The following is a 13,454-nucleotide window of genomic DNA, read 5'->3' as shown; positions in this document are numbered from 1 at the left end:
GGCGGCCCTTCGCGCGTTCCGGGCCCTTCGTCACGCCGGGCCGCCCTCCTCCAGCGGCAGGGTCAGCACGAACCGGGCGCCGCGCGGGCCGTCCTCCACCCGCAGCGTCCCGCCGTGCGCCTGCGCGATCTCCCGGGCGATGGCCAGGCCGAGGCCGGTGCCGCCGGCGCCCCGGCTGCGCGCGGTGTCCAGCCGGGTGAACCGCTCGAAGACGCGCTCGCGGTCGGCGGGCGGGATGCCCGCGCCGTCGTCGGTGACGGTGAGCAGCGCGTGCGGGCCGTCCCGCAGGACCGCGACCTCCACCAGCTCGTCGGCGTAGCGCACCGCGTTGTCCAGCAGGTTGTTCAGCAGCCGGACCAGCTGCATCCGCACCCCGCGCACCAGCACGCCCTCGGCCAGCTCGGCGCTGAGCTTGGGCTCGAAGGCGCGGCGCTCGATCTCGGCGCGGGCGAGGGCCGCCAGGTCCAGGGTCTCGTGCGCGATGCCGCCGCCGGTGCCGATCCGGGCCAGCAGCAGCAGGTCGGTGACGATCGACTCCAGCCGGTCGGTGTCGCGCAGCGCCGAGCCGACGACCTCGCGCAGGTCGGTGTCGTCGGGGTGCATCGCGGCGTCCTCGAGGTTGGCGCGCAGCCCCGCGATCGGGGTGCGCAGCTCGTGCGAGGCGTCGGAGGCGAACCGGCGCTGCACCGTGACGGCGCGCTCCAGCCGGTCCAGGGTCTCGTTGGCGGTGCGGGCGAGCTGGGCGATCTCGTCCTCGCCCGGCGGGGCCGGCACCCGGCGCGACAGGTCGCTGGCGCTGATCTCCGACAGCTGGGCGCGGATCTGCTCGACCGGGCGCAGCGTGCGGCCGACGATCCGCCAGGTCACCCACGCCGCGACCGCCGACAGGGCCAGCACCCCGAGCCCGAGCAGCAGCTCCAGCAGCCCGTTGACCAGGTACCGCGGCAGCCGCTCGGCGGCGTAGACCACCACCGAGTCGGGCGCGGTGGAGACCCGGATCGCCTCCACCATCAGGCACTCGCCGCCCGGTCCGACGCCGCTGCACTCCATCCGGTCCTGGACGCGCTCGGCGGGCGGCGGCCAGCGGTCGCTGAGCGGCGGGCGGCCCGCCGCGGCGGTCGTGGTGTCCAGGATGTGGCCGCCGGGCCCGACGACCTGGATCAGCACCCGGCCGCCGGTGTCGTCGGGGATCGGGGTGGCCAGCGACCCGTCGCGGACGCCGCCGCTGGTGCGCCGCGCGGCGAGCTGGGCCTCCTGCAGCAGCGCGGCCTTGGTCGTGGTGCGGACCGAGAAGTCGATCCCGCCGGCGACGCCGCCGAAGACCAGCACCGCGAGCACGGCCGCGATCAGCGTGTCCCGCCCCTGGATCGAACGGGGCCGCAGGCGCATGTTCCCCCCGGTTCACAGTGCTCAGCCCGACTATCCCGCCCGGCGCCCGGTCTCCGCAATCACCGTGCGTCACCTGTCGCGCGCCGGTCACCCCAAGGTACCCATCAGTAACAAATCGGGTGCCCGAAACCCGCCTCGGGGTTTCACGGCCGTCTGAGGGGACATCCGTTTTGTGATAGTTCACCGGACGCCAGGGGCGGTCACATGGGCAGGGACGTCACGCCGGTCACCATCAGCGGAGAGGATCGGCGCCGATACCGGGACAAGGTACGGCGCTGCCTGGACACACTGGCACGCATGCTCGGCGAGTCGCAGTTCGAGTTCGAGCGCCCGCACATCGGCCTGGAGGTGGAGCTCAACCTCATCGACGCCTTCGGCGACCCGCTGATGCGCAACGCCGACGTGCTGAAGGCGATCGCCGACCCGGCCTGGGCCACCGAGCTGGGCCAGTTCAACCTGGAGATCAACATCCCGCCGCGCGAGCTCGGCGGGGCCGGCACCGGCGCGCTGGAGACCGAGGTCCGCGACCACCTGGAGCACGCCGACGGGCGCGCCCAGGAGCTCGGCGGCCACCTGGTCATGATCGGCATCCTGCCGACGCTGCGCCGCTCGGACATCGGCGAGGAGACCCTGTCGGCCAACGGCCGCTACAAGATGCTGAACGACCAGATCTTCGCCGCGCGCGGCGAGGAGCTGAACATCGAGATCGACGGCCCCGAGCCGATGTGCATGCACACCGACAACATCACCCCCGAGGCCGCCTGCACCAGCGTCCAGTTCCACCTGCAGGTCAGCCCCGAGGAGTTCGGCGCCTACTGGAACGCCGCGCAGGCCATCGCCGGGCCGCAGGTCGCGCTCGCCGCCAACTCCCCCTTCCTGTTCGGGCACCGGCTCCACCAGGAGACCCGCATCTCCCTGTTCGAGCAGTCCACCGACACCCGCCCCGAGGAGCTGAAGACCCAGGGCGTGCGGCCCCGCGTCTGGTTCGGCGAGCGCTGGATCACCTCGGTGTTCGACCTGTTCGAGGAGAACACCCGCTACTTCCCCGCGCTGCTCCCGCTCTGCGAGGACGAGGACCCGCTCGCCGTCCTGGACGCCGGCGGCATCCCCGAGCTCGCCGAGCTGTCCCTGCACAACGGCACCGTCTACCGCTGGAACCGGCCGATCTACGCGGTGGTGAAGGGCCGCCCGCACCTGCGGGTGGAGAACCGGGTGCTGCCGGCCGGGCCGACCGTCGCCGACGTCGTCGCCAACGGCGCCTTCTACTACGGCCTGGTCCGCATGCTCGCCGAGGAGGAGCGCCCCCTCTGGACGCGCATGTCGTTCCAGAGCGCCGAGGAGAACCTGCACCGCGCCGCCCGCGACGGCCTGGACTCCACCCTGTACTGGCCCGGCCTCGGCGAGGTCCCCTCGGCCGAGCTGGTGCTGCGCCGGCTGCTGCCGCTCGCCCACCAGGGCCTGGACCTGTGGGGCGTCGACCCGGCCCGCCGCGACCGGCTGCTCGGCATCATCGAGCGGCGCGCGGTGTCGGGGCAGACCGGCGCGTCCTGGCAGATCCAGACCGTGGACGCCGTCGAGGCGTCCTCCGGCGTCTCGCGGCACGAGGCGCTGCGCCGGATGACCCGCCGCTACACCGAGCTGATGTACTCCGGCGACCCGGTGCACACCTGGCCGATCGGCGCCTGATCCGCACACAATCCACACGAACGGCGCCGGAGGCACGCACACGCCGACCCTAGAGTCGGCCTCGTGACACGCATCCTGGTCGTCGAGGACGAACCGACCATCGCCCGGGCCGTCGCGGACCGGCTGACCGCCGAGGGCTTCGCCGTGGCGTCCGCCGCCGACGGCCCCGCGGCGGTCGAGCGGGCCCGCGCGTTCGCGCCGGACCTGATCGTCCTGGACGTCATGCTGCCCGGCTTCGACGGCCTGGAGGTCTGCCGCCGCGTGCAGGCCGAACGGCCCGTGCCGGTGGTGATGCTGACCGCGCGCGACGACGAGACCGACCTGCTGGTCGGGCTCGGCGTCGGCGCCGACGACTACATCACCAAGCCGTTCAGCATGCGCGAGCTGGTCGCGCGGATCCGGGCCGTGCTGCGCCGGGTCGAGCTGCACGCCGCCGCCGCGGCGGCGGCCCGGCCCGTGCTGCGGCTCGGCCCGCTGGAGCTGGACCGCGACGCCCGCCGCGTCCGCCGCGACGGCCGCGAGGTGCACCTCACCCCGACCGAGTTCGAGCTGCTGGACTGCCTGGCCCGCTCCCCCGGCACGGTGCTGACCCGCGCCGTCCTGCTGGAGCGGATCTGGGAGTGGGCCGGCGCGTCGGGCACCCGCGTGGTCGACGGGCACGTCAAGGCGCTGCGCCGCAAGCTCGGCGCCGACCTCATCCGCACCGTGCACGGCGTCGGCTACGCGCTGGAGGTGGCCCGGTGAGGGTGCTGCACGCCCTGTGGCGCAGGCTGCCGCGCCCGCTGGACCCGCTGCGCTCCATCAAGGTCAAGTTCGGCGTGGTCACCGTCGTCACCGGCGTCACCGCGATCTTGATGGTGCTGTGGGGCTACACCCTCGGCTTCCGCGCCCGCCAGACGCTGCCGGTCGGCGTGCTCATCTCGCTGGTCGTCACCCAGCTCATCGCGCACGGCATGACCGCGCCGCTGCGCGAGATGACCGCGGCGGCCCGCGCGATGGCGCGCGGCGACTACAGCCGCCGCGTCCGCGCCACCTCCCGCGACGAGGTCGGCGAGCTCGCCCAGGCGTTCAACACCATGGCCGCCGACCTGGCCGAGGTCGACCGGCAGCGCCGCGAGTTCGTCGCCAACGTCTCACACGAGCTGCGCACCCCGATCAGCGCGCTGCACGCCGTCCTGGAGAACATGGCCGACGGCGTCACCCCGGCCACCCCCGAGGTGCTCGGCTCGGCCCTGGAGCAGACCGACCGGCTCGGCCGCCTGGTCACCCAGCTGCTGGACCTGTCGCGGGTCGACGCCGGCGCCGCGCCCCTGGACCTGGAACGGCTGGACGTCGCCGCGTTCGTCGCCGAGGTCGCGGCGGCCTACCCCGGCGCCGGCATCGAGATCGACGTCGCGCCGGGCCTGCACGCCACCGCCGACCGCGACCGGCTGCACCAGGTGCTGGCCAACCTGCTGGACAACGCCGTCCGGCACGGCCCGCCGGGCGCGCCCATCACCGTCACCGCCGCCGCCCACCGCCACGACCTGGTCCTGGAGGTCGCCGACGAGGGGCCGGGCATCCCGCCCGAGGAGCGCGCCCGCGTCTTCGAGCGCTTCTCGCGGGGGTCGCGCGGTGCCGCCGACGGCGGCACCGGGCTCGGCCTCGCCATCGCCCGCTGGGTCATCGACCTGCACGGCGGCGACATCTCCGTCCTGGACAGCCCGCACGGCTGCCGCATCCGCATCGTCCTCCCGGGAGCGCCCGCGTGAACCAGTACCCTTCCGTCCCGGCACCGCTCGTGCCGCCCCGGCAGCCCTTCTTCACCGAGAAGGTCATCGCCGCCTGGAAACTCCCGGCCCGGCGCCTGTCCCCCGTCATGCTCGGCGGCGTCCTGGCGGCCGCCGTGATCGGCTCCGTCGCCCTCGGCGACATCCCCGGGAACGGCCTGCTGGGCCTCAACCTCCCCCTCACCGCGCTCGCCGTGGCGGCCGTCGTCCTGCCCGTCACCGGCGGGCGGATGCTGCGCGACCGGACCGGCCTGCTGTTCTGCCTGCTGGCGCTCGCGCTCACCGCGATCGCCGCGCTACGCGACGCGGAGTGGATCACCGCGCTCGGCCTGCTGCTGGCGCTGCCGGTCGCGTCCTACGCGATGACGGGCGGCCGGTCGTGGGCCGAGGTGCTCGGCGGCGGCCTCGCCCTGCCCGCCGCCGGCGCGCGGATGCTGCCCTGGGCGGTGCACGGCGTCACCGGCGCCCTCAACGACGGCCGCGGCCGCGCCTGGCCCGTCATCCGCACCGGCCTGATCGCGGGGGCGCTCCTGCTGGTGTTCGGCGCCCTCTTCGCCGGCGCCGACGCCGCGTTCAGCGGCATCGCGGCCGGCCTGGTCCCCGACATCTCGCCCGACAAGGTCGTCGTGCGCGTCATCGCCGGGACCGCGACGGCGCTGCTCACGCTGGCGCTGGTGTTCCTGGCCCTCGCCCCGCCGCCGCTGCGGATGCTGGTCCCGCGCCCCGCCCCGCCCGCCGGCCGCTGGGCGTGGGCGGTCCCGATCGCCGCGCTCGACCTGCTGTTCCTGGCGTTCTGCGCGATCCAGGCGAGCGTCCTGCTGGCCTCGGACAAGGACCGCCTGCTGCGCTCGACCGGCCTCACCTACGCCCAGTACGCGCGGCAGGGATTCTTCCAGCTCGTCGTCGTGACCGTCCTCGTCCTCGCCGTGATCGCGTTCGCCGTCCGCCACGCGCCGCGCGACCGGATGCTCGTCCGCGCCCTGCTCGGCGCCCTGTGCGCGCTGACGCTGGTGGTCGTCGCGGTCGCCCTGCGCCGCCTCTACCTGTACGAGGAGACCTACGGCTGGACCCGGCTGCGCCTCTGGGTGCACGCGTTCGAGCTGTGGCTCGGCCTGGTCGTCGTCCTGGTCGCCGCGGCGGGCCTGCGCCTGAAGGCCGCCTGGCTGCCCCGCGCCGTCGCCGCGAGCGGCGCGGCCGGCCTGCTCGCCCTTGCCGCCCTGAACCCCGACGCCTTCATCGCCGAGCGCAACGTCACCCGCCACGCCCGCACCGGCAAGATCGACATCGCCTATCTGCGCACCCTGTCCGCCGACGCGGTCCCCGCCCTGGACCGCCTCCCCGAACCCGTGCGCTCCTGCGCCCTCCTCGACGTCCAGGCCCACCTGTCCCGCCCCGAGAGCGCCCTGAGCCACAACCTCTCCCGCACCGAGGCCCGCGCCCTCCTGAAGGCCCACCCGCCCCTCGGCCACTGCTGAGCCGGGGCTACTCGTAGCAGTCGTAGTTGCGCTGGGCGGCGATCCGGCCATCGCGCACCTCGAGGAAGGTGGCGATGTGGGCGCGCAGGGTGTGACCGGCGGGAAGGTCGCCCATGGGGACGGCGAGCGTGCCCGTCCACACCACCTCGAGGGCGACCTGATCGCCGGACGCGACGGCGTTGACGACGTCGTAGCGCTGGGCGGCGAGCTTGCGGCGCCCGCGCTCGGCGGCGCGCAGTATGCCGTCCAGGTCGCTGACACCGCCTGCGGGGAACAGCGCGTTGGGGAGTTCGCGGTGGACGGCGTCCCGGTGGAAGAAGCGGGCCAGCTCTTCGCCGGTGGCGCCGCCGGCCACGGCCCGGTGGTAGCGCAGGGCCAGGTCAAGGGGGGTCTCCATAAAGACAACCTTAGTTGCACAACCATGGTTGTCAATAACAGGATGGGTGCCGTGACCCCTGTGGAACCGCGCGACCTGGACACCGGCACGCTCGCGCTGTTCGTCGGCTCGGCGGCCGTCACCGCCGTCCGGGAACAGCTGGAGGCGGCCGGCTTCACCGGCCTGCGCACCTCCCACGGATACGTCTTCCAGCACCTCGTCGACGGCCGCCCCACGATCGGCGAACTCGCGGCCCGGCTGGAGATGACCCAGCAGGGCGCCTCCAAGGCGGTCGCCGAGTTGGAACGCCTCGGCTACGTCGAACGCGTCCCCGGTGAGCGGGACGCGCGCGTGCGGCTGGTGGCGCTGACGGCGCGCGGGCGGGCCGCGGTCGAGGCGGCGCGAAGCGCGCGCCGGGAGCTCGAGGAACGGCTGAGGGCCCGCTGCGGGGAGCAGGGCCTGGACGAGACCCGGCGGATGCTCGTCGAGCTGCTGGACGAACTCGGCGGCACAGAGGCGGTCCGCCGCCGCGACGTCCGGCCGCCCGCCTGAACTACAGAGGGCTGTCACACATGCTGCGGGGGCGGGGTCGTAGTAGTGACCCCGTTCAACGAGCCCCGCAGGAGCATGCGATGTCCACCACGCTCACCGCCGTCACCGTCCTCAGCGCCGCCTGGGTCGGCTTCTCCGCCTTCTCGCTGCTGCGCCGCGCCGACTTCGTCGTGCAGCCGCTGATCGAGTACGGGGTGCCCGAGGCGTGGTGGACGCGGCTGGCCCTGGCCAAGGCGCTCGGCGCGGCCGGCCTGCTGGCCGGCCTCGTGGTGCCCGCGGTCGGGATCGCGGCGGCGATCGGCCTGGTGCTGTACTTCCTCGGCGCGGTCGTCACGATCCTGCGGGCGCACTCCTACAAGACCGTCGCCTTCCCCCTGCTGTACCTCGCGCCGGTCGTGGCCACCCTGGGCCTCGGGCTCGCCGCCTGAGCCGGTCAGCGGCCCTCTTCGTGGAGGGTGAGCAGGGTGTAGGCGGCGAGGGTCGAGTCGTCGGTGATGAGGCCGTCCCGGATCAGCTGCTTGAACTCGGCGCGGGAGAACCAGCGCTGCCGCATGTCCTGCTCTTCGAGTTCGCGGTTCGGCTCGCCGTGCTGCAGGCCGGTCGCCAGGAAGACCGTGAAGCCCTGGCCGCTGCTGCCGTGGGAGCTGTTCAGGTAGCCGAGCTCGGTGAGCTCGTCCGCCCGGATGCCGGTCTCTTCGGCCAGTTCGTGACGGGCCAGCACCAGCGACTCGGCCTTCCGGCGGTCCGGCAGGGAGCCCTGGGGGAAGTTCCAGGTGCGGCGGCCGATCGGGTAGCGGTACTCCTCGACCAGGTGGAAGCCGCCGTTCTCCATGGGGATGACGACGGCGAAGTCGGGCTTGTCGATGACACCGTAGATGCCGCGTGAGCCGTCCGGCCGCTCGATCTCGTCCTCGCGGACCGAGAGCCACGGGTTCTCGTACACCACCCGGGTGGTGAGCTGCCGGATCTGGTCTCCCATGCCGCCCCTTCGCACACGCGGCCCGGCGGGCTCCGGGCCGCGTTCACCCTACTGCGGTGGGCCGCGGGCGCTCAGGCGTCCAGCACCGCCAGCTCGACGTCGCGCAGCCGGCCGGGGTCGGCGATGATGTCGATCCCGGTGATCCGGTCGTCGGCGACCGTGAAAGCCAGGACCAGCCGCAGCCTCCCGGCCGGGGCCATCACCAGCCCGACCGCGCCGTTCACCAGCACCGGCGCGGTGAACCGGACGCGGCCGGCCGCGACGGACGCGCCCTTGGCCACGGAGCGGACACCGCGCAGCAGCACCGGCACCGGCGTGGGGCCGGCCGCGGCGTCGGCGTGGAGCACCACGCCGGGGTCGAGCACGGCGAGCAGCGCCTCGAAGTCGCCGTCGCGGGAGGCGGCCTGGAACGCCTCCACGACCCGCCGCTGACGGGCCAGGTCCGCCCCGGGCGCCCGTTCCCCGCCCCGCACGCGGCGGCGGGCGCGGCTCGCCAGCTGCCGGGTCGCGGCCGGCGACCGGTCGATCATCGGGGCGATGTCCTCGAACGGCACGGCGAACATGTCGTGCAGCACGAACACCAGCCGCTCGGTCGGCGACAGCGTGTCCAGCACCACCAGCAGCGCCATCCCGACCGAGTCGGCCAGCACCGCCTCCTGCTCGGGGTCGGCACTGTCGGCCGGGCCGGGCCGGTACGCCTCGGCCGGGTCCTCGCGCCGCCGCTCGCGCGAGCGCAGCATGTTCAGGCACACCCGGCCCACCACCGTGGTCAGCCACGCGCCGAGGTTCTCCACCCCGTCCGCACCGGCGCGGCCGAGGCGCAGCCAGGTCTCCTGGACCGCGTCGTCGGCCTCGCTCGCCGAGCCGAGCATCCGGTAGGCGACCCCGCGCAACTGCGCGCGGTGCTCCTCGAAACGCTCGGCCAGCAGCTCGCGGTCGTTCACCTTTGTCACGTTCCTTCCTCGGGCGGGGTCGTAACAGTAGACCCAACCACCGCACGAGTTCGGAGCAGCCATGACAACCCCCATCCTGGTCACCGGCGGGACCGGCACCCTCGGCCGCCTCGTCGTCCCGCGGCTGCGCGAGGCCGGCCACGACGTGCGGGTGCTCAGCCGCAGCGCCCGCGAGCCCGCGGACGGCGTCGAGTACGTCGCCTGCGACCTGCTCAAGGACGAGGGGATCGACGCCGCGGTCGACGGCGCCCGCACCGTCCTGCACCTGGCCGGCAGCAACAAGGGCGACGACGCGGCCACCGCGAACCTGGTCCGGGCCGCGTCGCGCGCCGGGGTACGGCACCTGGTGTACATCTCGGTCATCGGCGCCGACCGCGTCCCGCTGGCCTGGCTGAAGACCAAGCTGGACGCCGAGCAGGCCATCGCCGGCTCGGGCATCCCGTGGACGACGCTGCGCGCCGCCCAGTTCCACAACCTGCTCTTCGGCGTCGTGCGGAAGATGGCCGCGATGCCGGTCGTGCCGGCGCCGGGCGGCCTGCGGTTCCAGCCGGTCGACGCGCGCGACGTGGCGGACCGGATGGCGGAACTGGCCCTCGGCGAACCCGCCGGGCTCGTCCCCGACCTGGCCGGGCCCGCGGTGTACCCGATGGCCGACCTGCTCCGCGGCTACCTGGAGGCGGCCGGGAAGCGCCGGCCGCTGCTGCCCGTCCGCATTCCGGGAAAGGCCGGCCGCGCCTACCGCGCCGGCGCGAACCTGACGCTGGAGGGCGCCGACCTGGGCAAGCGCACCTGGGAGGAGTACCTGGCCGAACAGCTCGGCTAGCGTCAGAGGGCGCGCGCCATGATGACGTCGTCCACGTACTCGCCCGCGATGCGGAACTCCTCCTTGAGCACGCCCTCGACGACGAAACCGGACGCCTCGTACAGGCGCCGCGCGGGGTCGTTGCCCGCCAGGACGTGCAGGGTGACGCGCCGGGCGCCCTGCCGCGCGGCCTCGTCGCAGGCCGCGTCCAGCAGCGCCCGGGCGACCCCGCGGCGGCGTTCGGCGGGGTCGACGGCCAGGCCCTGGATCTGGCGCACGTGGGCGTCCGCGGCGTCCGGGCGGGGGCGGACGAGACGCACATAGCCGACGACCCGGCCCATGCGCTCGGCCACCAGGAACTGCTCCGGCGGATGCCCCAGGTCGAAGAACGCCTGGTCGGGGGCCGGGCAGGGCAGGACATCGGCGACCGGGGACCAGGTCCGGCGGGCGAGGGCGGCCAGGGTCCGGTCGTCGTCCCGGCGGGAGGGCCGGATCCGCAGGTCTGTCACGCGACCCAAGTGTGGATCACAACGGCGCCCGCCGCCAAGGCCGGGTGCGGCCACGCACCCACACGGAACACTCCAGCGCCCACACGGCCACCGAGTACGACCGCACCCACGCACACCGGCGCCCACGGCCGAACGCGACCATGCACTGGCGCCCCATCCCGGCGGGTCCCCGGCCCCGCTGCGCACCCCGCACACGGATCACGGCGGCCGGGTGCGGCCATGGTCGTGTTCCCGGGCGCCCTGCGGGCACAGCGGTTCCATGCCGGATCGACGCGATCGCGCTTGGACGGCCGGCGCCGTCCTGCTCGCGGGCGGCATCGTCCTGCTCACCGCCTGGACCGCGCCGCCGGTGCTCCTGCCGCCGCTGACCGTGGCGGCCCTGCTGTCGGTCTTCCTGGTCTGGTCCAGGTGGCGTGACCGCCGCACCACCGGGCCGCTCTCCCGGGCGGAGCGGCAGGCGGTGAAGCGGGCGCTGCGCACCGGCGAACCGCCGGACGACCCGGCGCTGGACCGCCCCCTGCTGGCCCTCATCGAGCGCGACGAGGCCGGGTACCGCTGGTCACGGCGATGGCTCCTCCTCTTCCTCGTCCTCTACGCGATCTGTGTGGGCGTGGCCCTCTACCGGGGCGCCCGGCACTGGGGAGCGCTGTTCGGCGTCCTCGGCGGAGCGTTGCTCGGCCGCCTGCTGGGGGGCGGGCAGGTCAAGGAGCGGACCGAGCGGCAGCACCGCCTGAAGGAACTCATCCGCAACCGCTCCTGATCTCCATGGAACCTTTCGCCCCCGCGCCCCCTCTTCCTTCGGAAGCCGATGGAGAGGAGCCCACATGGGCGAGCGGCCGATGCCGTACGTGGCAGGCGTGCACCACCGGTTCGTCGAGGCGAACGGGGTGCGGTTCCACGTCGCCGAGGCCGGCGAGGGCGAGCCGGTGCTGTTCCTGCACGGGTATCCGCAGCACTGGTACGCCTGGCGGCACCTCGTCCCGCTGCTGCGCGGCCGGCACCGGCTGATCATGCCGGACCTGCGGGGCTTCGGCTGGACGGACGCGCCGTTACGCGGCTACGGGACCGGCGCCCGCGTCGACGACGTCCTCGCGCTGATGGACGCGCTCGGCCTGGAGCGGGCCGCGCTCGTCGGGCACGAGTGGGGCGCCTGGGCCGGCTTCATGGCCTGCCTGCGGGCGCCGGAGCGGTTCACCCGGTACCTGGCGCTGAACATGTCGCACCCCTGGCCCGACCGCCGCGCGCTGCGGCGCACGGCCTGGCGGATGTGGCACACCGCGTTCCTGGAGTACCCGCTGGCCGGCGCCGCCGTCGTGCGGTACTGGCCGGGGTTCAGCCGCTGGCTGCTGCGGCGCGGCGTCACCGACCGCTCGGTGTGGACGCGCCCGGTGCTCGACGAGTTCGCCGAGTCGATCCGCCCGCCGGCGCGCGCGCACGCCAGCCGGGCGCTGCACTGGCAGTATGTGCTGCGCGACATCCCGAAGCTGAGCAGCGGCCGGTTCCGGCGGGAACGGCTCACCGTCCCGACGATGATCCTGTTCGGCGAGGACGACTTCGCGCTGTCGCCCCGTGTCCTGCCCGGCGGCGAACGGCACGCCGACGACCTGCGCGTCCGGCTGATCCCCGGCTGCGGCCACTACATCGCCGACGAACGGCCCGACCTGGTCGCCGCCGCGGCCCTGGAGTTCCTCCCCGATGACCGATGACGACGAGGCCGCCCTGGTCCGCGCCGCCCAGGGCGGCGACACCCTCGCCATGAACGACCTGCTCGACGTCCTCGCGCCCTACGTCGCCCGCATCTGCGCCCCGATCGCGTTCGCCAGCGGCCCCGACGCCGCGCAGGAGACCCTCATCGCGGTCTTCCGCAGCCTGCGGTCCCTGCGCGACCCGCGGGCGCTGCGCGGCTGGGTGCGCTCCATCGCCGTCCGCGAGGCGGTCCGCGCCGCCGAACGCGACGCGCGGGCCGTGCCCATGGACATCACCGACCGGCCCGCCGCCCACGACGGCGAGCTGTCCGCCGACGTCCGCGACCAGCTCGCCCGGATGGCCCCCGCCCAGCGGGCCGTCCTGGTGCTGCGCGAGCTGGAGGGCCTCAGCGAGGAGCAGACCGCCCGGCTGCTGCGCGTGGCGCCCGGCACCGTCAAGTCCCGGCTGCACCGGGCCCGCGACACCTTCCGAAAGGCGTGGACGGCATGACCGACCGGCTCGAACCCGACCCCGTCCAGCGGCTGCGCGTCATGGCGGCCGGCATCCCCGGCGCCCACGTCACCGAACGCGTCGTCCCGGCCCCCTTCGACGTGGTGTGGGGGGTGATGGCCGACCTCGAGGGCGAGTTCGGCTCCTTCCAGCCCGACATGAAGTCGGTGCGCGTCACGCACCGCCGCGACGACCGCCTGGAGGTGCTCGCCCACGGCCACCTGGGCTTCCGCGCCCGCTTCGACGTCGTCCTGCGCCCGGGCTGGTGCTGGATGCAGAGCCGCTTCCTGCTGATCGGCATGGCCGCCGTCCCGGCGGGCGACCGCACCCGGGTGGCCCTCACCGGCGGCACCCGCGTCCCGGGCCGCGCCGCGATCGTCCCCATCCGCGTCCGCCACGAGACCGAACGCGCCATGCTCCGCCTGGCCCAGCGGGTCGCCGAACGCTGATCCCCACAACCAGCGCCCACGGCCCCGGGGCCCACAGCAGCGGGGCCCACAGCAGCGGGGCCTTGTGACAGCCGGGCCTTGTGACAGCCGGGCCTTGTGGCAACGGGGCCTTGTGACAGCCGGAGCCTTGTGGCAGCGGTCGTGCTCGCATGGGGTTGCGGGCGGCTCGCCGGGCGTGGCGTCGGGTCCTCCCGGCCGCCGGGCCGCCATCGCCGGCCGGGCGGACGGTGTCGGCGCCGCTCGGCTGACACCGTCCGCACTGCTGCCACGAGCCCAACCGCCCCGTGGTTTTCAGCGGCATCGCAACCACCCGCATCCG

At 74.5% G+C, this 13,454-nt stretch carries 16 protein-coding genes; 11 read left to right on the top strand and 5 right to left on the bottom strand.

Features of this window, described 5'->3' with window-relative positions; genetic code table 11:
• Positions 1 to 30 precede the first annotated feature (30 nt).
• Positions 31 to 1,389 (bottom strand): sensor histidine kinase, encoded by a 1,359-nt coding sequence (locus tag ACRB68_RS18150; RefSeq protein WP_153533676.1) that lies wholly within the window; start codon positions 1,387 to 1,389, stop codon positions 31 to 33.
• 297 nt (positions 1,390 to 1,686) lie between these two features.
• Here ACRB68_RS18150 and ACRB68_RS18145 point away from each other — a divergent pair, with 297 nt between their 5' ends.
• The 4 genes from ACRB68_RS18145 to ACRB68_RS42500 all read left to right on the top strand — a co-directional run bounded on the left by ACRB68_RS18145 (position 1,687) and on the right by ACRB68_RS42500 (position 6,319).
• On the top strand, positions 1,687 to 3,075 hold the full coding sequence (locus ACRB68_RS18145) for a glutamate--cysteine ligase (RefSeq protein ID WP_235959436.1): 1,389 nt from the start codon (positions 1,687 to 1,689) through the stop codon (positions 3,073 to 3,075).
• Positions 3,076 to 3,138: 63 nt separating this feature from the next.
• Complete coding sequence (locus tag ACRB68_RS18140) at positions 3,139 to 3,819, top strand: response regulator transcription factor (protein ID WP_328594376.1); 681 nt, start codon at positions 3,139 to 3,141, stop codon at positions 3,817 to 3,819.
• Positions 3,816 to 4,826, top strand: coding sequence for a sensor histidine kinase (locus ACRB68_RS18135; RefSeq protein WP_328594375.1), 1,011 nt, complete (start codon positions 3,816 to 3,818; stop codon positions 4,824 to 4,826). Before ACRB68_RS18140 ends, ACRB68_RS18135 begins: the two co-directional genes overlap by 4 nt.
• The gene (locus ACRB68_RS42500; protein WP_153533672.1) at positions 4,823 to 6,319 is read left to right on the top strand and encodes a DUF4153 domain-containing protein; all 1,497 of its coding nucleotides are present in this window, start codon (positions 4,823 to 4,825) and stop codon (positions 6,317 to 6,319) included. The genes ACRB68_RS18135 and ACRB68_RS42500 overlap by 4 nt, the downstream gene beginning before the upstream one ends.
• 7 nt (positions 6,320 to 6,326) lie before the next feature.
• Here the strand turns inward: ACRB68_RS42500 and ACRB68_RS18125 are convergent, their stop codons facing one another.
• Entirely contained in the window at positions 6,327 to 6,716 is a 390-nt protein-coding gene (locus ACRB68_RS18125) for a nuclear transport factor 2 family protein (protein WP_153533670.1), read from the bottom strand.
• Positions 6,717 to 6,767: 51 nt separating this feature from the next.
• Between ACRB68_RS18125 and ACRB68_RS18120 the strand changes: the two genes are divergently transcribed.
• On the top strand, positions 6,768 to 7,247 hold the full coding sequence (locus ACRB68_RS18120; RefSeq protein ID WP_207709723.1) for a MarR family winged helix-turn-helix transcriptional regulator: 480 nt from the start codon (positions 6,768 to 6,770) through the stop codon (positions 7,245 to 7,247).
• An 80-nt stretch (positions 7,248 to 7,327) separates the two neighbouring features.
• Complete coding sequence (locus ACRB68_RS18115) at positions 7,328 to 7,675, top strand: DoxX family protein (RefSeq protein ID WP_153533666.1); 348 nt, start codon at positions 7,328 to 7,330, stop codon at positions 7,673 to 7,675.
• 5 nt (positions 7,676 to 7,680) lie between these two features.
• Here ACRB68_RS18115 and ACRB68_RS18110 read toward each other — a convergent pair whose 3' ends face one another.
• The gene (locus tag ACRB68_RS18110) at positions 7,681 to 8,226 is read right to left on the bottom strand and encodes an NUDIX domain-containing protein (protein ID WP_153533664.1); all 546 of its coding nucleotides are present in this window, start codon (positions 8,224 to 8,226) and stop codon (positions 7,681 to 7,683) included.
• 71 nt (positions 8,227 to 8,297) lie between these two features.
• The gene (locus ACRB68_RS18105; RefSeq protein WP_328594529.1) at positions 8,298 to 9,170 is read right to left on the bottom strand and encodes a sigma-70 family RNA polymerase sigma factor; all 873 of its coding nucleotides are present in this window, start codon (positions 9,168 to 9,170) and stop codon (positions 8,298 to 8,300) included.
• A gap of 70 nt (positions 9,171 to 9,240) precedes the next feature.
• Between ACRB68_RS18105 and ACRB68_RS18100 the strand changes: the two genes are divergently transcribed.
• Positions 9,241 to 10,002: an SDR family oxidoreductase gene (locus tag ACRB68_RS18100; RefSeq protein WP_153533660.1), complete on the top strand. Its 762-nt coding sequence runs from the start codon at positions 9,241 to 9,243 to the stop codon at positions 10,000 to 10,002.
• 2 nt (positions 10,003 to 10,004) lie between these two features.
• Here the strand turns inward: ACRB68_RS18100 and ACRB68_RS18095 are convergent, their stop codons facing one another.
• A complete protein-coding gene (locus ACRB68_RS18095; RefSeq protein WP_328594374.1) occupies positions 10,005 to 10,490 on the bottom strand; it encodes a GNAT family N-acetyltransferase in 486 nt (161 codons plus the stop codon).
• A gap of 259 nt (positions 10,491 to 10,749) precedes the next feature.
• Between ACRB68_RS18095 and ACRB68_RS18090 the strand changes: the two genes are divergently transcribed.
• The 4 genes from ACRB68_RS18090 (at position 10,750) to ACRB68_RS18075 (ending at position 13,135) form a co-directional block, all read left to right on the top strand.
• Positions 10,750 to 11,250 carry a hypothetical protein gene (locus ACRB68_RS18090; RefSeq protein ID WP_153533656.1) on the top strand — a complete coding sequence of 167 codons (501 nt, stop codon included), beginning with the start codon at positions 10,750 to 10,752 and terminating at the stop codon, positions 11,248 to 11,250.
• Positions 11,251 to 11,314: 64 nt separating this feature from the next.
• A complete protein-coding gene (locus ACRB68_RS18085) occupies positions 11,315 to 12,196 on the top strand; it encodes an alpha/beta fold hydrolase (protein WP_153533654.1) in 882 nt (293 codons plus the stop codon).
• Positions 12,186 to 12,686: an RNA polymerase sigma factor gene (locus tag ACRB68_RS18080; protein WP_153533653.1), complete on the top strand. Its 501-nt coding sequence runs from the start codon at positions 12,186 to 12,188 to the stop codon at positions 12,684 to 12,686. The genes ACRB68_RS18085 and ACRB68_RS18080 overlap by 11 nt, the downstream gene beginning before the upstream one ends.
• On the top strand, positions 12,683 to 13,135 hold the full coding sequence (locus tag ACRB68_RS18075; protein WP_153533650.1) for a hypothetical protein: 453 nt from the start codon (positions 12,683 to 12,685) through the stop codon (positions 13,133 to 13,135). Before ACRB68_RS18080 ends, ACRB68_RS18075 begins: the two co-directional genes overlap by 4 nt.
• Positions 13,136 to 13,454: the final 319 nt, after the last annotated feature.

The sequence above is a fragment of the Actinomadura macrotermitis genome (genome assembly GCF_009604375.1).
In the GTDB taxonomy this organism is placed as follows: Bacteria; Actinomycetota; Actinomycetes; order Streptosporangiales; family Streptosporangiaceae; genus Spirillospora; species Spirillospora macrotermitis.
Note: the sequence above shows the minus strand (reverse complement) of the source record. Positions and strands in the feature narration are given on the sequence as shown.